Source organism: Streptomyces uncialis (genome assembly GCF_036250755.1).
In the GTDB taxonomy this organism is placed as follows: Bacteria; Actinomycetota; Actinomycetes; order Streptomycetales; family Streptomycetaceae; genus Streptomyces; species Streptomyces uncialis.
This window is the reverse complement of record NZ_CP109583.1, coordinates 5,889,104-5,909,117: the sequence shown is the minus strand read 5'-3', so window position 1 is coordinate 5,909,117 and position 20,014 is coordinate 5,889,104. Positions and strand designations below refer to the sequence as shown.

Below are 20,014 nucleotides of genomic sequence, written 5' to 3'. Positions count from 1 at the left end.
GCGGGTCGCCTTCGCTTGCGCTTCCGAGGTCCGTCCGGCTGGGCGCCCTTCGTTCCTGTGCCGTCGCTCGGTGGTTTCGCGCAGTTCCCCGCGCCCCTTTGGGGCGCATCCGGCCGGTTCTTCGGGTCGGGGCCGGTCGGGATTCTCCGTCCTCGCTCCAACGCGCTCGGTCGGACATCCCCCTTACCCGACTGAAGAGCATCGGAGTCTGCGGGCAGAGATTCCCGCCCACCCCCTCCCGCAGCCATGCGACTGCGCGAGGAGGGGGGTTCCGCAGAAGACGGACAGCCCCAGCAACCCGAGGCGCCCCCAAAGGGGCGCGGGGAACTGCGCAAACGAGGACCGGCCCGCACCCGAAGAGCGACCGTAATGGGGCAGCACCTCAGGGGCGCGGGGAACTGCGCACCCACGGACAACCCGCACAGGAACAGATGCGTTCAGGTAGGCGAACCCAGGGGCGCGGGGAACCGCGCAAAAACGAGGACGGCCCCGCACCCGAAGAACGACCGCAAGAGGGCAGCACCTCAGGGGCGCGAGGAACTGCGCACCCACGGACAACCCGCACAGGAACAGATGCGTTCAGGTGGACGACCCCAGGGGCGCAGGGAACCGCGCAAAAACGAGGACGGCCCCGCACCCGAAGAACGACCGCAAAAGGGCAGCACCTCAGGGGCGCGAGCAACTGCGCACCCACGGACAACCCGCACAGGAACAGATGCGTTCAGGTAGGCGAACCCAGGGGCGCAGGGAACCGCGCAAAAACGAGGACGGCCCCGCACCCGAAGAACGACCGCAAAAGGGCAGCACCTCAGGGGCGCGAGGAACTGCGCACCCCCGGACAACCCGCACAGGAACAGATGCGTTCAGGTAGGCGAACCCAGGGGCGCGGGGAACCGCGCAAAAACGAGGACCGGCCCGCACCCGAAGAACGACCGCAAAAGGGCAGCACCTCAGGGGCGCGAGGAACTGCGCACCCCCGGACAACCCGCACAGGAACAGATGCGTTCAGGTGGACGAACCCGGGGGCGCGGGGAACCGCGCAAGAACGAGGACGGCCCCGCACCCGAAGAACAACCGCAAAAGGGCAGCACCTCAGGGGCGCGAGGAACTGCGCACCCCCGGACAGCCCGCACAGGAACAGATGCGTTCAGGTGGACGAACCCGGGGGCGCGGGGAACCGCGCAAGAACGAGGACCGGCCCGCACCCGAAGAACAACCGCAAAAGGGCAGCACCTCAGGGGCGCGGGGAACTGCGCACCCCCGGACAACCTGTACAGGAACAAGTACGCCCACCCGGACAGACCTGGGAAGCGCAAGCGAAGGCGACCCGCGGGGAACCGCGCACCCGACGAGCGACGGCACAGGGAACAAATACGTCCAGCCGGACAGACCTCGGAAGCGCAAGCCAAAGGCGAGCCGTCCAGCTCAGCGACGGGGGCGGCCCCCACCTCGAAGCCCGGCCCGCAGGGCCCCCGCTCGGGCCACCTGGAAGACGCGCGCGGGCAGCCCCTTGGGGGCCCACCGGATCTGGAGCCGCCCCGCACCCTGCGGCTCCGGCTCCACCGTGATGTCGTGCGGCGCGAGCCCCCCGTGGTAACCGACCCGGGTACTCATCGCGGGGAACCCGAGGGGCGCCAGCAGCGGCCCCGTGTTCCGCAGGCCGTCCTGGGTGAGGACGACGACGGGATGCCGTGCGCCCACGAACCCGCGCACCGGGACCGGGGCCTGCGCGAGGTCCAGCCGCACCTGCCCCTCGAACACCCCGGGCCGCACCGGGTCGAGGCGGAAGGGGACTTCGAGCCGCCGCCGGCCCGGCGCGATGGCCAGCAGCGCGGACTGCGGGCCGACCGCCAGCCGCAGCCCGGGGTCGTAGCTGCGCACCACGAGGTCGACGACGGCGCCGGGGCCCTGGGCGACGGACAGGATCTCGTGCCGGAACAGCTTGCCGGAGAACGGTCCGCTGTCCACCCGCTCGTCCGCGAGGTCCAGTTCCCGGCGTCCGGCCGAGGTGGCCGGCACCCGGTCGCCCCAGTACAGCCGTCCGTCGGTGCCCGCGCTGACGGTCCGGGGCGCGACCTCCTGCGCGAGGCCGCGCGCGGCGATCCGTGCCTCGTCGAGCCGCCCGTCCCGTACCAGTTGGAGCACCACCCGCTCGGGGCGCGTCAGCCGGGCGTACGCGGCGGGGGCGAGCGTCGCGAGGTACGGGTTCACCAGCTCGGCGAACCCGGCGAGCCACGCGTCGTCGCGGTGGGGGAGGTCACCCGCGTACATCCGGAAGTCGTGCTTGAGGAACTTGTGGTCCTTGTCGGGGCGCAGGTCCGTGTGTCCGGTCTCCACGAGGAACTCGTCGATGAGGCGCTGGACGTGGACGCGGTCGCGGACGTTGCCGAGTTTGTGGCGCTGGTTGGAGATCGAAGCGGCCCCGGCGGCGGCGAGCGGCGCGATGTACCAGCGGTAGACACGGTCCGGGACGACGGTGAACGCCTCGGCGAGGCAGTACGCCTGGGCGGAGAACAGCTGGTCCTCGTAGTGGATGCCCTCGGGGAAGCGCAGCCGGTGCCGGTCCAGGAATTCCGTGCGGTACATCTTGCTGGTCGCCAGGTGTTCGAACAGCAGCCCGGGTTCCGACCCGATTCCGCGTACGGTCCGCCGCTCGGCCACCAGGTGCGGCATCCAGGTCGAGGTGCGGCCGGTGTCGACGCGGACGCGTTCGACGGCGCCCATCACGAAGTCGACGCGCTGCTCCCGGTGCGCGGCGAGCAGCGACTCGACCGCGCGGGGCGGCAGTTCGTCGTCGCTGTCGAGGAACATCACGTACGGCGCGCGGGCGATGTCCAGGGCGCGGTTGCGGGGGACGCTGCATCCGCCGCTGTTCTCGGGCAGCCGCAGGACGGTGATGCGGTCGTCGAGGTCGGCGAGGGCGCGGGCCACGCGCGGGGTGTCGTCGGTGGAGTGGTCGTCGCTGATGATGATCTCGATGGCGCGGTGCGTCTGCGCGCGCAGCGACTCGACGGCGCGCGGCAGCCGTTCGGCGTCGTTGTGGACGATGACCGTGACGGTCACATCGGGTTCGCCGACCGCCTGGGCGGACCGGACGACCAGCGAGGAGCGGTCGGGGCGGTCGACGCGCGGCGGGACGGCCGCCTCGGGGGATGTCATGTGTCGTCCGCCTCCTGCGGGGTCGGGACCGGGGGCCTTTCGCCGACGGGGACCACCGTCGGCAGGGTGTCCCCGGTCTCCCCGAGGAAGACCCGGCGTACGACGCGTTCTGCGGCGTGGCCGTCATCGTATCCGCAGAACCGCAGGCGGAACGCGGCGCGGGTGCGGGCGGCCTCGGCGTCCCGCCAGGCGCCCGAGCGGATGATGTCGGTGAGCTCGTCCTGGGTGCGGGCGAGCCGCCCGGGCGGCTGGGCCGTCAGGTCGAAGTAGACGCCGCGGGTGGTCGCGTACGTCTCCCAGTCGTCGGCGTAGATCACGATGGGCCGGTCGAGGCCCGCGTAGTCGAACATGATGGACGAGTAGTCGGTGATCAGTCCGTCGGCGGCGAGCAGCAGGTCCTCGACGGGGTCGTACGAGGACACGTCGACGACCCGGCCGCTGCGGCGCAGCGCGGCGAGCGCGGGCGGGGCGACCCCGTAGAAGTAGTGGCCGCGGACCAGGATCACGGTGTCGTCGCTGAGCTGTCCGGCGAGTTCGGCGAGGTCGAGCCGGGGTGTCCAGCGCGCCTCGTAGTCCCGGTGGGTGGGCGCGTAGAGGAACGCGGTGCGGCCGCGGGCGATGCCGAGGCGTTCGCGGATCGCGCGGATGCGGGCGGGTGTCGCGCGGTGCAGGACGTCGTTGCGGGGGTAGCCGTGGTCGAGGGAGACATAGCGGGCGGGGTAGGCGCGTTCCCAGGTCTCGGTGGAGTGGGCGTTCGCGGAGACGCTGTAGTCCCATTTGTCGACGCGGGCGAGCAGGGCGCGGAAGTTGAGGCCCTTGGCGGCGGCGGGGTGGTCGAGCTGGTCCAGTCCCATGCGTTTGAGCGGGGTGCCGTGATGGGTCTGGAGGTGGATCGCGTCCGGGCGTTTGACGACGGCGCCGGGGAAGTTGACGTTGTTGACGAGGTACCGGGCGCGGGCCATGACCTCCCAGTAGCGGCGGGTGCCGGGGACGACATGGTCGGTGCCGGGCGGCAGCAGGGGCACCTTGTCCCTGGCGACGACCCACACCCGGTGGATGTGCGGGGCGAGGTCGCCGAGGGTGCGGGCGATCGCGGCCGGGTTGCAGGTGACGCCCCGGTCCCAGTAGGCGGAGAACACCGCGAGGTGCGGGTCCACGGGCTGTTCCAGGGCGCGCCGGTAGTGGTGGTCGCGCAGCTTCGCGGCGGCCCGGCGGCCCCGGCGCCGCAGCTCCCGCTGGACCTCGCGGCGCTTGTGGTTGACGCTCTGCACGGCCCGGTAGCGGGGGTACGCGTCCTGTTCGAGGAGCCGGTACCTGATCCCGTCGAGGCCGTCGGGCCGGGGGTGTCCGGCGGGGCGCCAGCGGTTCGCGGCGCGGGCGGCGCGGTGGAAGAACTCCCGGGCGACCGGTCGGGGCAGGTCGCCGCGCGCGATGATCCGCAGCCACTCATGGACCATCACGTCGTACAGCGCCGCCCGCAGCGGGGCGGGGGTGCCGAGTTCCGCCATGAGTTCCTGCACGGCCTCGTACCGTCCGACGGCCGCGTAGCGGTCCTCGGGGGTGGGGGGCGGCAGGCTCGCGGGGCGCAGCCGACGTTCGTCGAGGGCGACCTGGTCGAGGGCGGCCACCCGTCCGGCGCGCAGCAGGGCCGTATAGGACACGACGAGGTCATCGGGGTGTTCGCCCAGGTCGGGGTGGGCGCGCCAGAAGGCGGTGCGCACGAGCCGGGCGCCGAGCAGCGGGGTGACACGCAGCAGGTCGGGGAAGTCGGCGAGGGCCAGCGGTGCCCGGCCGGCGCGGGCGAGGAGGGTGCCGTCGGGGGACGGGCGGGCCTGGGAGTACCAGGTCGAGGTGACGTGGTCCAGGGCGATGACGTCGACCTCGGGCGGCTGGTCGGCGGTGAGGCCGGCGAGGACGCGCGGGGCGTCCGCGGGGAGGCGGTCCTTCGCGGGGACGAAGTGCAGCCAGGGGCCGCGGGCCCGGTCGGCGGCGAGGGCCCGCGCGCGGACGTCGGGGGTCCCCTCGGGCAGCGGCAGCGGGACGATACGGGGGTCCCGCAGCGCGTAGCCCTCGGCCAGCCGGTGGGCGGCGGGTCCGGTCGTCGCGACGATCACCTCCGTGTCGGCGCCGGGGGCGGTGACGATCCCCTCCAGACAGTCCGCCAGCCTGCCCTGCACGTTCCTGCCGTACACCACAACACTCAAGCGGGGCCGCACGACCGCTCCTCCCTGCCTCGGCCCGGACATGTCCGGGCATTTCCCACCGTCTCATGAAGCCACCGCCCCGCCGTCGGACGAGTGTCCGCCGGGGCGGCCCGTCCCGGTCAGCCGCCTCCCCCCGCCGCCCCGGGCACCGGCACCCCGTACAGCCGGTGCCCGCCGGGGCCCCGCGCGGTCTCCCGCAGTCCGTCCCCCGGCGTACGCGGACCGTCCAGGACCCAGCGGACCTGGTAGGTCCGCAGGATGCGCGCGCGTTCGGCGGGGGCGGTGCCGCGCGCGTAGTAGCGGTCCATGGCGGCGGTGCGCTGCCGCGCGTCGGGCAGCAGCACGTCCGGGTAGCCGGGCGCCACGGTGTACGGGCCGTGCGCGGGGATCTGCCGCGCGGGGAGCACCTTCGCCATCACCACGTCCCCGTACCGGGTCCACGGGACGATCCAGCGGTACCCCTCCCACGGCTCCCGCGCCTTCGCCGCGACCGGGCCGGGCAGCTCGCGCGGCGGGACCACGTACCCGACCGTGCCGATCTGCGCCCACGCCCCGGCGAGCAGCGCGGCGCCGAGCGCTCCCCCGTACAGCGCCCGCCAGCGGGGGCGCCCCCGGTCGAAGACCTCGATGCCCGCCGCGAGCTGCGCGGGCACCAGGGCGGCGGGCAGTGCCCGGCCCCACGCGTGATGCCCGGTGAGCTGCCCGAGGACGACGGCGAGCAGGCCCAGCCCGAAGAAGAGGACCAGCGGATCACGCCGGTCCCGGGTCCAGCGCGCCCCGAGGGCCACCACCCCGACGGCGGCCAGCCCGAACCGGACCACGGTGTCCTGGTACAGCGCCCGGTGGATCGCGTCGAGCCCGCCGGCCCCGAGCAGCGCGAAGAAGTCGTAGTACGGCCACACCCCGACCAGCAGCAGCCCGAGGAGCGCCCCGGCGGCGAGCCGCGCCCACACCACCCGGGCGGGCCACGGCCGCGCCCCGAGCACCAGGGCCACGGCGCCCAGCGCGGCGACCACCCCGGTGAACTGATGCACCAGCAGTGCCGTCCCCCACAGCAGTCCCAGCCCCAGGAACACCGCCCAGGACGCCCCGGCGGCCAGTGCCCGGCGCAGCCACGCCCACAGATGGAACGCGAGTCCCAGCGCGAGGGTGCTGGGGTACGAGACGGTCAGCGCCAGTGAGCCGAGGCCCGTGAACCCGCTCCACGCGAAGACCTGGGTCCCCCACAGCAGCGTCAGGCACAGCAGGGTCACGGGGACGGCGGCGGTCCGCGGGGTGAACGTCCGTACGAACCGCCACACCCCGCCGAGCAGCACCGCGAGCGCGATCACCGCGCCGGTGCGCAGCACCCCGAACGTGGGCACCCCGCCGAGCACCGCGAACAGCCCGAGCAGCACGGTCCACGGCGAGTAGTAGGGGCTGGGGGTGTCCTCGGCGACCAGCGGGTTGCCCGGGTGGGCGAGGTCGTGGCGCAGCCGTTCGACGGTCGCGGCGTGCATCCCGAGGTCACCGATCCACGGCAGCGGGACGATCACCAGCGCCAGCAGGACGACCAGGAGCAGGGCGGCGCCCCACACGGCGTACGGGGCCGTCGAGCGGGCCGCGGCCAGGGCCCGGGAGCGGGCGGGGGGACGGGGCGCCGAGGGTGCCGTCGGCCGCGCCCGGTCGAGGGTCATCGCCGCGCGCGGGCCGCGCGGTCCGGCGCCCGCCGGGCGTCGGGCAGGGTGTCGTGTCCGCAGGGGTGGCCGGCGCGGTGGCCGCTCTTCCTGCGGTTGCGGTGGGGGCCACGGCGGCCACGGGGCTGGCCGCTCTCCTGCCCGTGTCCGCAGGAGTGACCGCTTTCCCGGTTCCCGGCGGGGGCGCCGCCGTCCGGCTGGAAGACCCAGGTCCGGTAGACCAGGAACCGGAACGCGGAGGCGAGGCCGATGGACAGGGCCTTCGCGAGGTTCGACGCCAGCGGGCCGGTCAGTCCCGCGCCGTGGTACGCGGCGTAGAACAGCACGCTCTCCATGAGGACACCGAGTCCGCTGAAGACGAAGAACAGCATGATCTGGCGCTGGGTGCGCGAGGCCCGGTCGCGGTAGGCGTAGAAGCGGAAGCCGAGGTAGTTGCCCGCCATGGCGAGCGAGCTGGCGAGGACCGTCGCGGTCATGGGGCCGGTGCCCAGCGCGTGCAGCAGCACGTTGAAGACGGCGAAGTTGACCGCGACGCCGGTGCCGCCGACGATCCCGAACTTCACGATCTCCAGCGCCAGCCCGCGCAGCCGGGCCGGGGCGGGCGGGAACGCGGGCGCGGACGGTGGTCGCTGTGGGCGGGCGGAGACATTCACGGTCACGAAGCGGCACCCCTCGGTGTGACAATCGGGTCCACCATAGACGGAATGTCACCTATTGCCCGTATTACCCGATACACCCTGTCGGTGGACCCCCGCACCCGAACACCCACAGCAGGAGGCCCCCCAAAGGGGCGCGGGGAACCGCGCGAAAACGAGAACCGCCCCGCACCCGAAGAGCGACCGCAAGAGGCACCCACCCAGGGGCGCGGGGAACTGCGCGAAACCACCGAGCGACAGCACAGGAACAAGTGCGCCCAGCACCGAGTACCCAGGGGCGCGAGGAACCGCGCACCCACGAACGGCCCGCACAGGAACAAGCACGCCCAGGTGCACGAACCCAGGGGCGCGAGGAACCGCGCACCCACCGAGCGACGGCACAGGGAACAAGCACGCCCACCCGGACAAACCTCGAAAGCCCAAGCGAAGGCGCCCCGCGGAACCGGCAAAAAAGGGAGGCGCCCCGTACCTCACCAGGTACGGGGCGCCCCTGCGCACTTCGTGGGCGGACCGAAACGGCCCGCCCACGTACCACCGCTCAGGTATGCGTACGCAGCAGCGTCCGCATGGTCCGCATCGCCACCGACAGATTCGCCAGGTCGAAGTCCTCCGACACCTGGATCTCCTCCAGCGTCGACCGGGCCCGCCCGAGGATCGCCGCGTTCTTCTCCTCCCACGCCTTGAACCGCTGCTCCGGCGACGACTCGCCGTCACCCACCGCGAGGACGTCCGCCGTCAGCGCCGCGTGCGCCGCGTACAGGTCCTCACGGATGGACGCGCGGGCCATCGACTGCCAGCGGTCCGCCCGCGGCAGCTCGATGATCCGGTCCATCAGCTGGGTGATCCGCAGCCGGTCCGCGAGGTCGTAGTACACCTCGGCGACCGCCATCGGATCCTTCTTCACCCGGTCCGCGATCGCGACGATGTCCAGCGCCGGGAACGCCGACGAGAACCCGGCGACCCGGGAGGCCAGCTCGTCGGGCACCCCCGCCCCGGTCAGCTCGTCGCAGATCCGCTGGTACCACTCCGAGTCCGCGCCGCGCAGCAGCTTCGGCAGCTCGGCCCAGACCTGACGGACCCCGTCGCTGAAGAAGCCGATGGTCTCCGCCAGTTCCAGCGGCTGGTGCCGGTTGTTGAGGAGCCAGCGCGTGCCGCGCTCCACCAGCCGCCGCGAATGCAGCCTGACCTGGGTGAGGACATCCGCCGCGACGACGGTGTCCAGCGCCTCGACGGCGTCCCACACCGCGTTCAGACCGAAGATCTCCCGTGCGGCGAGCTGCGCCCGCACGATCTCCTCCAGGGACGCCCCGGACTCCTCGCGCAGCCGGTGCAGGAACGTCGAACCGCCGGTGTTCACCGTGTCGTTGACGAGGATCGTGGTGATGATCTCGCGGCGCAGCGCGTGGGTGTCGATCTGCTCCGGGAACCGCTCGCGCAGGGCCGCCGGGAAATAGGCCAGCAGCAGCTTGCGCAGATACGGCTCGTCGGGCAGCCCGGTGCCGATCAGCTCCTCGGCGGCCGTGATCTTGGTGTAGGCCATCAGGACGGCGAGTTCCGGCTGGGTGAGGCCGCGGCCCGCGCCGAGCCGCTCCCGGATCTGCCGGTCGGTCGGCAGGAACTCCAGGGCCCGGTCGAGGTCGCCGTCCTTGGTGAGCTTGCGCATGAACCGCTGGTGCGCGTGGAGCAGCGACGAGGACTGCGCGACGGCGTTGGAGAGGGCGACGTTCTGCGCGTAGTTGCTGCGCAGCACCAGCCGGCCGACCTCGTCGGTCATCTGCGCGAGCAGCTTGTTGCGCTGCTTGACGGTCATGTCGCCGTCCGCGACGACCGCGTTGAGCAGGATCTTGATGTTCACCTCGTGGTCGGAGGTGTCGACGCCCGCGCTGTTGTCGATGGCGTCGGTGTTGACCCGGCCGCCCTTCTCGGCGAACTCGATCCGGCCGAGCTGGGTCAGCCCGAGGTTGCCGCCCTCGCCGACGACCTTGGCCCGCAGTTCGGCGCCGTCCACGCGGATGGCGTCGTTGGCCTTGTCACCGACGTCCGCGTTGGACTCGGCGGACGACTTGACGTACGTCCCGATGCCGCCGTTCCACAGCAGGTCGACCGGGGCCTGGAGGACGGCCCGCATCAGGTCGGCGGGCGTCATCTTGGCGATGGCCGGGTCGATGCCGAGGGCCTCCCGGATATGGCTGTTGAGCTGGACGGCCTTGGCGGTACGGGGGAAGATCCCGCCGCCGGGCGACAGCAGCGCCTTGTCGTAGTCGGCCCACGAGGAACGCGGCAGTTCGAACAGCCGGCGCCGCTCGGCGTAGGACACGGCCGAGTCGGGGCTGGGGTCGATGAAGATATGCCGGTGGTCGAACGCGGCGACGAGCCGGATGTGCTCGGACAGCAGCATGCCGTTGCCGAACACGTCGCCGGACATGTCACCGACGCCGACGGCGGTGAAGTCCTGGCGCTGGGAGTCGTGGCCCAGCTCCCGGAAGTGCCGCTTCACGGACTCCCAGGCGCCGCGGGCGGTGATGCCCATGCCCTTGTGGTCGTAGCCCGCGCTGCCGCCGGAGGCGAAGGCGTCCCCGAGCCAGAAGCGGTAGTCCTCCGCGACCTTGTTCGCGATGTCGGAGAAGGTCGCGGTGCCCTTGTCGGCGGCGACGACGAGATAGGTGTCGTCCTCGTCGTGCCGGACGACGCCCTGCGGCGGCACGACCTCCCCGCCGACCAGGTTGTCGGTGATGTCGAGGAGCGCGGAGATGAACGTCTTGTACGAGGCGACGCCCTCGGCGAGCCACGCGTCGCGGTCCTCGGCCGGGTCGGGCAGCTGCTTGGCGACGAATCCGCCCTTCGCGCCGACCGGCACGATCACGGTGTTCTTCACCATCTGCGCCTTGACCAGCCCGAGGATCTCGGTACGGAAGTCCTCACGCCGGTCGGACCAGCGCAGACCGCCGCGCGCGACCTTCCCGAACCGCAGATGGACGCCCTCGACCTTCGGGGAGTACACCCAGATCTCGTACGCGGGCCGGGGCGCCGGGAGGTCCGGGATGGCCTGCGGGTCGAACTTCATCGACACGTAGGCGTGGTACCCGCCGTTGTCGGTGTGCTGGAAGAAGTTGGTGCGCAGGGTCGCCTTGATGACGGTGAGGAACGAGCGCAGGATGCGGTCCTCGTCCAGGGACGCGACCTGGTCCAGGGCGCCCTCCAGTTCCTCCAGCAGGCCGTCCGTCAGCTCCGTCCCGGCGCGCTGGCGCTCCGGTGACATCCGCGCCTCGAACAGGGAGACCAGCAGCCGGGTGGTGTGGACGTTGTTGCGGAGGGTGTCCTCCATGTAGTCCTGGCTGAAGGTGGAACCGGCCTGCCGCAGATACTTCGCGTACGCGCGCAGCACCGTCGCCTCGCGCCAGGTGAGCCCGGCGCTCAGGACGAGTTCGTTGAAGCCGTCGTTCTCGGCGGCGCCGGTCCAGGTAGCGGAGAACGCCTCCTGGAACCGCTCGCGGCCGTCCTCGCCGAGGTAGTCGCCGTTGCCGCCGCTCACGTACTTCGGCAGCCGCAACCCGAAGTCGTAGATCCACACGGTCGTCCGGTCGGCACAGCGCAGCTCGTAGGGCCGCTCGTCGATGACCTCGACGCCGAGCCGGCTGAGGACCGGGAGCACCGCGGACAGGGAGACCGGCTCACCCGTGCGGTAGATCTTGAAGCGGCGCTCCTCGGGGGCGCTGCCGACCGGCTCGTACAGGCTGAGCGAGAAGTCGTGCGGGGAGTGCTTGAGGGCGTCGAGATGTCCGAGGTCGGCGACGGCGGCCCGCGGCGAGTGGTCGGCCTTGTAGCCCTCGGGGAACGCGTGGCCGTAGTTGCGCAGCAGTTCGGCGGCGCGCTCCTCACCGCACTCGGCGTTGAGGGCTTCCCCGAAGCCGTCGGCCCAGGACCGGGCGGCCTCGACCAGCCGGGCCTCGATGCGGTCCTTGTCGGCGTCGCTGAGCAGCGGCAGTTCGGTGCCCGGGGCGACCCGGACGACGAAGTGCAGCCGGGACAGGATCGACTCGGTGTTCCACGCGGTGAAGTCGACGCTGGTCCCCGACAGCTCCTCCTTGAGGATGTCGATGATCCGCAGCCGCACCCCGGTCGTGTAGCGGTCGCGGGGCAGGTAGACCAGAGCGGAGTAGTAGCGCCCGTACTCGTCCTTGCGCAGGTAGAGCCGCAGCCGGCGGCGTTCCTGGAGGTAGAGGACGCTGGTGACGATGGCGCGCAGCTCGTCGGCCGGGGTCTGGAACAGCTCGTCGCGCGGGTACGTCTCCAGGATCTGGAGCAGGTCGCGGCCGTCGTGGCTGTTGGGCGAGAAGCCCGCGCACTGGAGGACCTCCGCGACCTTGCGCCGCACGACGGGCACCCGGCGCACGGACTCCGTGTAGGCGGCGGACGAGAACAGTCCGAGGAAGCGGCGTTCCCCGACGACGTTGCCGTCGGCGTCGAACTTCTTCACCCCGACGTAGTCGAGGTAGGACGGCCGGTGCACGGTGGAGCGGCTGTTGGCCTTGGTGAGGACGAGGAGCCGGTGCTCACGGGCCTTGGCGCGGGCGTCGGCGGGCAGCCGGTTGAACGACGGGCTGACCGGGTGGTGGTCGTCGCCCTCGAGCGGCGGGTCGGAGCGGAGGATCCCGAGACCGGTGCCGGGGACGGCCGCCAGCGAGTCGTCGTCCCGCAGGTCGTACTCGCGGTAGCCGAGGAAGGTGAAGTGGTCGGCGGCGAGCCAGCGCAGCAGCTCGCGGGCCTCCTCGACCTCCTGGTCCCGCAGATCGTCGGCGGTCGGCTCGGAGGGCAGGTCGTCGGCGATACGCAGCGCCGCGTCCCGCATCTTCTCCCAGTCCTCGACGGCCTCCCGGGCGTCGGAGAGGACCCGCAGCAGATCGGCGGTGATCTGCTTGAGGTCGGCGCGGTCGGTCTCGCGGTCGATCTCCACATGGATCCACGACTCGACGAGCGTGTCGTGCGGAAGGTCCTTGCGGCCGCCGGAGGCCCGCTCGCCGGGAAGGATCTCCAGGAGCTTGCCGGTGACGTCGCGGCGCACCACGAGCTGCGGGTGGATCACCAGATGGATGCCGCGGTTCTGCCGGGACAGTTCATTGGTGACGGAGTCGACGAGGAACGGCATGTCGTCGGTGACGACCTCCACCACGGAGTGGCTGCTCGTCCAGCCGTTCTCCTCGACGGTGGGGGTGTGCACCCGGACGTTCGCCGTGCCCTGGGGGCGCGTCTCGGCGAGCCGGTGATGGGAGTAGGCGGCCCCGAACACGTCGACCGGGTCACGGTCGGCGAGGTCCTCGGCCGCGGTGTGCAGGTAGTAGCGCTGGAGGAACGCGAGCAGGGTGTCCCGGTCGGGGGCTCCCTCGCCCGTCGTCCCGGTCGGCAGTGTGCCCCCGACCGGACTGTTCTCAGCTACCCGGGCGGCCCGTGCGAGCAGCTCGGCCTTGGCTTCGTCCAGCTTGGTCTGCATTGTCCTCTGGCTCCTGTCGCGCGCCGTTGCGTGACGTAGAAAAAGGTGAAGAGACGTAACGCCACGACACGGGGTGTCCGGTCGTTGGTGACGCTATGCCGCGATGCGCGCAGCCCGGGGCGGATTCAGCCAAGTACCGGCCGTCGCCCTGTGCGCGAGGACCAGCGACCGCCCGGGCACGGATTTCCTCCGCGTGCACCGGGCGCAGGGCAGGGGCTACGACGCCCCCGCGGGATATCGCGCTGATCACGGGTCAAGGCTATCGCTCCCCCCTGGGGAGCCGTCATGAGCCGTATGTGTACAAATCCAGCGGTCAAACTTTGACAGTCTGCACACCTCGTTCCTGAGCAGGTGTGATGCATGGCGGGCGGTGTGACGAAGGCGACAGGGGACCGGGCGCGGGGCGGCCCTCCGCACGGGTGACCGCACCGCTCGGGCACGGGCCCGCCGGGGCCCGCGCACCGGGAGCGGGTTCCGGCCGACGGCGGCCTGCCCGCGTGTCCCGGGGCCCGCCGGGGCGTTCCCCTGGTGTCGTCCGCGCCCTCTCGGCAGGGGTTCCCGGCGGACGGCACGGTGAGCACCGGGGGCGGCGCGTGAGCGCTGCGGGAACCCGCGGGCGCGCACGGGCGCTGCCCGCTGGACCCAGGACGGAGTGAGGACGGCGATGTCGGCGAAGGTCCTGATCGTGACCGGTGACGCGGCGGAATCCCTGGAGGTGCTGTACCCGTACCAGCGGCTGCGCGAGGAAGGGTACGAGGTGCATATCGCGGCCCCGACCCGCAAGACACTCCGGTTCGTCGTCCATGACTTCGAGCCCGGCTTCGACACGTACACCGAGAAGCCCGGCTACACCTGGCCCGCGGACCTCGCGTTCGCCGAGGTCGACCCGGGCGACTACGTCGCGCTGGTGATCCCCGGCGGCCGGGCACCGGAGTATCTGCGCGGCGACGCGGAACTGCGCAAGATCCTCAAGGCGTTCTTCGACGCGGACAAGCCGGTGGCCCAGATCTGCCACGGGCCCCTGCTGACCGCCGCCATCGGCTCCCTGCGCGGACGCCGGGTCACCGCGTACCCGGCGCTGGAGCCGGACATGGAGATCAACGGCGCGGAGTTCCAGGACGCGGAGGCCGTGGTCGACGGCACCCTCGTGTCGTCCCGCGCGTGGCCCGACCATCCCGCGTGGATGCGGGAGTTCCTGAAGATCCTGCGCGCGGCCCACCCGGTGGACCCGTCGGACGGCTAGCCGTACCTCCCGTACGGTGCGGCGTCCGCCCCCGCCGGGGCGGACGCCACCCGGCGGCCACCCTGCGCCCCCTGCGTCACCATGCAACGGCCCTGCGACGGCCCTGCGACCGCCCGACGGTCAACGGCGGCGCAGCGGCTGTCCGGCCAGCTCCTCCGCGACCGCGACCGCCTCGGCCAGCGAGTCCACGACGGGCACCCCGGCGCCCTCCAGAGCGGCTCTGCTGTGCGAACCACCGGTGTACAGCACCGCGCCCGCGCCGACGGACCGCGCGGCCACGGCGTCGTCCACCGCGTCACCGATCACCAGGACCCGGGACACGTCGAGCACACCGAGCGCCGCCACATGCCGCGCCATCGCCTCCGCCTTGGTACCGCCACTGGGCCCGGTCCGGCCCTCGACCAGCGTGAACGACGCGTCGATACCGAAGGCGCGGACCAGCGGCACCAGCTCCTCGTGCCCGAACATGCTGAGCAGCGACTGGCTCCGCCCGGCGCCCCGCCAGCCGGCGAGCAGCGCCTCCACCCCGTCCGTCAGCCCGCAGCCGACCCGGTGCGCCGTGTAATGCCGCTGGAAGGCCGCGTCCATGACCAGCCACTCGCTCTCCGTGGGCAGCCGGCCCAGCCGCCGCTCGTAGAACCTGGGCACCGGCACGCAGTACAGCTCCCGGTACTGCTCCACGGTGACCGGCCCCAGACCGATCTCGGCGAACGCGGCGTTGCTGGCGCCGACCACGGCGTCGATGTCGTGGAACAGCGTGCCGTTCCAGTCCCAGACGATGTGCGTTCCCTGCTTCCCCATACGGAAGAACGTACCCGCCACCACCGACAGCGCCCCGGGGGCTCAGTCGCCGAGGCCCACCAGCTGCGGGATCTCCTGCGTCGCGTACCAGAGCAGCTCATGGTCCTCGGCGCCGTCGACCACGAACTGCGCGTCACCGTCGCCCTGGTCCGCCGCGCCCAGCGCACTCGCCGCCGCGGAGACGTCCGCGTCGGCCTCGTCCGAGTCCACATGCACGGCGGCGGCCCTGGCCAGCGCCACGGGACGGGCGATCCGCACCTCGCCGAGCGCACCGGGGTCGAGCCCGCGGTCCGGGTCGGGGACCGCGTCGGCGTCGGGGACCTCGACCGCGACGACGACCCGGCGGCGCGGACACCCCGGGTCCACCGCGAGCAGCCGCAGCGAGGCCGCGGCGGCCCTGTTCAGCGCCGCGTACTCCAGCTCCTCGATGTCGTCGGAGACGTACCACTCGCGCAGCGCCGGGGTGACCGCGTACGCCGTGAGAGGGCCGGGTCCCAGCTCACCCGCCTTGTGCGCCTCTGCGAGACCGGGAAGGGTCAGGGGGACGTACACGCGCATGACGGGCCGCTTTCTGGGACGGGCCTGCCTCGGGGGGCTCCCGGAAGGCCGACGAGGACGGTTCCCGGGAGGCTGACCTCCCGGGTACCGGTTGACCCAGGATACGTGCGCGTGTCCCCGATCGGGGCGGCGTACCCGCATCGGAATCGCCCTTCCGCACCCCGGGGTTCACCTCCCCGACCCCGCTCCCACCGGCGCGAAGACGCCCGGCGTCACCCTGATAGGTGAATCCCCGGCCCCCGCCCCCGAGGCCATCGGGACGTTGCGCCGCCCTCCCCCGGTACGTACAAGATCCACCACAAGCTACTGCCGGGTAGCAGAGCGGCCCGGCGATCGGGGGACCCCCATGCACAAGGTCATGACCCGCGCCGCGGCCCACACGGCGGCCGGCGGGACGGCGGGCACCGGGACGGGCGGCGCGGACGGTTCCGTGGCGGGCGGCGGCGCGGACGGTTCCGTGGCGGGCGGCGGCGCGGACGGTTCCGTGGCGGGCGGCGGCGCGGACGCTGGTACGGGCGGCGGGGCCGACGGCCGTACGGGTGGCGGGGCAAGCAGGGGTACGGGTGGCGGGGCGGGTGGCGGGACTCGTGACGGCGCACCGCGCGACCCGGGCCCTGGTTCCGGCGGCGGGCACTCACGCGTCCCGGGCCAGGACGTCGGCGCACCGCACCGGCCCGCCGGCCGGTCCGCGGCCTCGCGCCCGCCCGCCCGGCGCGACCCCCGCCGTCCGGGAGGTCCCCGCGGGGCGCCGTACCCCGTCAGGGCGGCGCACGTGGCCCGGCGGGCCACCCGGCACCCGGCCACCTCGCGGGCGGCCCCCGGACGCCCCCAGGCGCCGCCAGGCGCCCCGCGGCGCCCGACAGCGGCCCGCCGCGCCCCACCGACCTCTTCGCCGACCGCCTCCTCGCCGTCCTCACCGGCCGCCGGCCCGTCCACTCGATGCTGCGCCACACCGCGGGCAGCGCGTACGACGAACTCGCCCGGCTCGCGGAACACGGTCCGCTGCGCACCCGGGGACCGGCCCCCGTGGTCCGCGACGTCGGCTACTGCGTACCCCGCAACGGCGCCGTCGAGGTCTTCGCCCGTATCGCCACCGGGGACCGGCTCAGCGCGATGGCGTTCCGGCTGGAACGCGGCCAGGACCTCCGCTGGCGTTGCACGGCCATCGACCTGGGCCCCGGAACCTGACCCGACGACCGCCGCCCACCGGGACGGGATACCGGGCCCCGGGGGGCGGGGTACCGGGCCCCGGGCAACGGGAAGGGCCGGGCTCCCTGAGGAACCCGGCCCGTCACCGGCACGACCGAACGGCTGCGGCTGCGGCTGCGGCTGCGGCTGCGGCTGCCACCCAACGGCGGCTGCCGCTACCGCTACCACTCACCGAACAGCGGCTACCTACTCCACGTCGGCCACTACTTCTTGCGGCGCCGACCGCCACGCTGCTGCTTACGGCGCTCCGCGCGCGTAAGGCCGTCGGCCTCCGAACGGACCTCGCCCTCACCCGTCTCGAAGTCACCCTCCACGACACCGCCCTCACCGTCGACGGTGGGCGCGGAGAAGTGCAGCCGGTCCGGCCGCTGCGGAGCGCCCAGGCCCTTGGCCCGGATCTCGGGACGGCCACCCGCGGGCGCCCCGTCCTGCTTCTCCAGCGACGTGGGCGACGCGTCCTTGACCTCGACCTCCTCGACCTGCTGCTCCACCTGGACCTCCAGGTTGAACAGATAGCCGACGGACTCCTCCTTGATGCCGTCCATCATCGCGGTGAACATGTCGAAGCCCTCGCGCTGGTACTCCACCAGGGGGTCCTTCTGCGCCATCGCGCGCAGACCGATGCCCTCCTGGAGGTAGTCCATCTCGTACAGGTGCTCACGCCACTTGCGGTCCAGCACCGACAGCACGACCCGCCGCTCCAGCTCCCGCATGATCTCGGAGCCGAGCTGCTTCTCCCGCGCCTCGTACTGCTCGTGGATGTCGTCCTTGACGGACTCCGAGATGAACTCCGCGGTCAGCCCCGCGCGGTCCCCCGCGGTCTCCTCCAGCTCCTCCACGGTGACCTTCACCGGGTACAGCTGCTTGAAGGCGCCCCACAGCCGGTCCAGGTCCCACTCCTCCGCGAAGCCCTCCGCGGTCTCCGCCTGGATGTAGGCGTCGATGGTGTCGTCCGTGAAGTGCTGGATCTGCTCCTCGAGGTCCTCGCCCTCCAGGACCCGGCGGCGCTCACCGTAGATGACCTCGCGCTGCCGGTTGAGGACCTCGTCGTACTTGAGGACGTTCTTACGCGTCTCGAAGTTCTGCTGCTCCACCTGCGACTGCGCGGACGCGATCGCGCGGGTGACCATCTTGTTCTCGATGGGGACGTCGTCGGGGACGTTCGCCATGGCCATCACCCGCTCGACCATCTGCGCCTTGAACAGCCGCATCAGATCGTCACCGAGGGACAGGTAGAACCGGGACTCGCCCGGGTCGCCCTGACGGCCGCTACGACCGCGCAGCTGGTTGTCGATACGGCGCGACTCATGCCGCTCGGTGCCCAGGACGTAGAGCCCGCCGAGGTCCTTGACCTCCTCGAACTCCGCCTTCACGGCCTCCTCGGCCCGCTCCAGGGCGGCGGGCAGCGCGGCGGCCCACTCCTCGACGTGCTCCACCGGGTCCAGACCGCGCTGGCGCAGCTCCGCCTCGGCGAGGTCGTCCGGGTTGCCGCCGAGCTTGATGTCGGTGCCACGGCCGGCCATGTTCGTCGCGACCGTCACCGCGCCCTTGCGGCCCGCCTGGGCGACGATCGTCGCCTCCCGGTCGTGCTGCTTGGCGTTGAGCACCTCGTGCTGCACACCGCGCTTGGAGAGCTGCTGCGAGAGGTACTCCGACTTCTCGACGGAGGTCGTGCCGACGAGGATCGGCTGACCCTTCTCGTGCTTCTCCGCGATGTCGTCGACGACGGCCGCGAACTTCGCGACCTCCGTGCGGTAGATCAGGTCGGACTGGTCCTTGCGGACCATCGGCCGGTTCGTCGGGATCGGGACGACACCCAGCTTGTAGATCTGGTGGAACTCGGCGGCCTCGGTCATCGCCGTACCGGTCATGCCCGAGAGCTTGCCGTACAGCCGGAAGAAGTTCTGGAGGGTGATCGTGGCAAGGGTCTGGTTCTCGTCCTTGATGTCCACCCCTTCCTTCGCCTCGATCGCCTGGTGCATGCCCTCGTTGTAACGGCGGCCCGCGAGGATACGGCCCGTGTGCTCGTCGACGATCATGACCTCGCCGTCGATGACGACGTAGTCCTTGTCGTTCTTGAACAGCTCCTTCGCCTTGATGGCGTTGTTCAGGTAGCCGACAAGGGGGGTGTTCACGGACTCGTAGAGATTGTCGATACCGAGCCAGTCCTCGACCTTGGCGACGCCCGGCTCGTGGATGGCGACGGTGCGCTTCTTCTCGTCGACCTCGTAGTCGCCGGTCTCCTCGATGCCCTTGAGGGTGTTGCCCGGCTCACCGCGCTTCAGGCGGTTGACGAGCTTCGCGAAGTCGCTGTACCACTTGGTGGCCTGGTCGGCCGGACCGGAGATGATCAGCGGCGTACGCGCCTCGTCCACGAGGATCGAGTCGACCTCGTCCACCACGGCGAAGTTGTGGCCGCGCTGGACCAGCTCGTCCTGCGACCACGCCATGTTGTCGCGCAGGTAGTCGAAGCCGAACTCGTTGTTCGTGCCGTACGTGATGTCGCACTGGTACTGCTCGCGACGCTGCGACGGCGTCATGTTCGCGAGGATGCAGCCGACGCTGAGACCGAGGAACTTGTGGACGCGGCCCATCATCTCCGAGTCGCGCTCCGCGAGGTAGTCGTTCACCGTGATCAGGTGGACGCCCTTGTCGGACAACGCGTTCAGATAGGTGGGCAGGGTGCCCACCAGGGTCTTGCCCTCACCGGTCTTCATCTCGGCGACATAACCGAGGTGCAGCGCGGCGCCGCCCATGATCTGGACGTCGTAGTGCCGCTGGCCGAGCACGCGCTTGGCGGCCTCGCGCACCGTGGCGAACGCCTCGGGCAGCAGGTCGTCCAGCGAGTCGCCGTCGACATACCGCTGTTTGTACTCGTCGGTGAGGGCCCGCAGCTCGGCGTCGGAGAGGGCGACGAAGTCCTCTTCGATGGAGTTGACCTGGTCCGCGATGCGGTGCAGCTTGCGCAGGATCTTGCCTTCGCCTGCACGCATGATCTTCTGGAGGACGGACACGGGGGT

The 20,014-nt window shown here is 71.9% G+C and carries 10 protein-coding genes; 2 read left to right on the top strand and 8 right to left on the bottom strand.

From position 1 onward, the window contains the following. Positions 1–1,425 precede the first annotated feature (1,425 nt). From OG711_RS24645 to OG711_RS24625, 5 genes are all read right to left on the bottom strand, one after another. On the bottom strand, positions 1,426–3,159 hold the full coding sequence (locus OG711_RS24645) for a glycosyltransferase family 2 protein (protein WP_329560490.1): 1,734 nt from the start codon (positions 3,157–3,159) through the stop codon (positions 1,426–1,428). After that, the gene (locus tag OG711_RS24640; RefSeq protein ID WP_329560488.1) at positions 3,156–5,405 is read right to left on the bottom strand and encodes a CDP-glycerol glycerophosphotransferase family protein; all 2,250 of its coding nucleotides are present in this window, start codon (positions 5,403–5,405) and stop codon (positions 3,156–3,158) included. The genes OG711_RS24645 and OG711_RS24640 overlap by 4 nt, the downstream gene beginning before the upstream one ends. 77 nt (positions 5,406–5,482) lie before the next feature. Continuing rightward, positions 5,483–7,039 carry a hypothetical protein gene (locus OG711_RS24635; RefSeq protein ID WP_266516147.1) on the bottom strand — a complete coding sequence of 519 codons (1,557 nt, stop codon included), beginning with the start codon at positions 7,037–7,039 and terminating at the stop codon, positions 5,483–5,485. Next, positions 7,036–7,698: a GtrA family protein gene (locus OG711_RS24630; RefSeq protein ID WP_329560486.1), complete on the bottom strand. Its 663-nt coding sequence runs from the start codon at positions 7,696–7,698 to the stop codon at positions 7,036–7,038. The genes OG711_RS24635 and OG711_RS24630 overlap by 4 nt, the downstream gene beginning before the upstream one ends. A 535-nt stretch (positions 7,699–8,233) precedes the next feature. Then, positions 8,234–13,183, bottom strand: coding sequence for an NAD-glutamate dehydrogenase (locus OG711_RS24625; protein ID WP_329560484.1), 4,950 nt, complete (start codon positions 13,181–13,183; stop codon positions 8,234–8,236). Positions 13,184–13,847: 664 nt separating this feature from the next. Between OG711_RS24625 and OG711_RS24620 the strand changes: the two genes are divergently transcribed. Continuing rightward, on the top strand, positions 13,848–14,426 hold the full coding sequence (locus OG711_RS24620; RefSeq protein ID WP_073794090.1) for a DJ-1/PfpI family protein: 579 nt from the start codon (positions 13,848–13,850) through the stop codon (positions 14,424–14,426). A gap of 120 nt (positions 14,427–14,546) precedes the next feature. On the opposite strand, the gene OG711_RS24615 is transcribed toward OG711_RS24620, so the two are convergent. Beyond that, positions 14,547–15,227 carry an HAD family hydrolase gene (locus OG711_RS24615; protein WP_266516159.1) on the bottom strand — a complete coding sequence of 227 codons (681 nt, stop codon included), beginning with the start codon at positions 15,225–15,227 and terminating at the stop codon, positions 14,547–14,549. 42 nt (positions 15,228–15,269) lie between these two features. Further along, on the bottom strand, positions 15,270–15,785 hold the full coding sequence (locus OG711_RS24610) for a DUF6912 family protein (protein WP_073794093.1): 516 nt from the start codon (positions 15,783–15,785) through the stop codon (positions 15,270–15,272). Positions 15,786–16,724: 939 nt separating this feature from the next. On the opposite strand from OG711_RS24610, the gene OG711_RS24605 reads away from it, so the two are divergent. After that, positions 16,725–16,973 (top strand): Rv3235 family protein, encoded by a 249-nt coding sequence (locus OG711_RS24605; RefSeq protein ID WP_405674035.1) that lies wholly within the window; start codon positions 16,725–16,727, stop codon positions 16,971–16,973. 224 nt (positions 16,974–17,197) lie between these two features. Here the strand turns inward: OG711_RS24605 and secA are convergent, their stop codons facing one another. Next, entirely contained in the window at positions 17,198–20,008 is a 2,811-nt protein-coding gene (secA, locus tag OG711_RS24600) for a preprotein translocase subunit SecA (RefSeq protein WP_073794096.1), read from the bottom strand. Positions 20,009–20,014 lie beyond the last annotated feature (6 nt).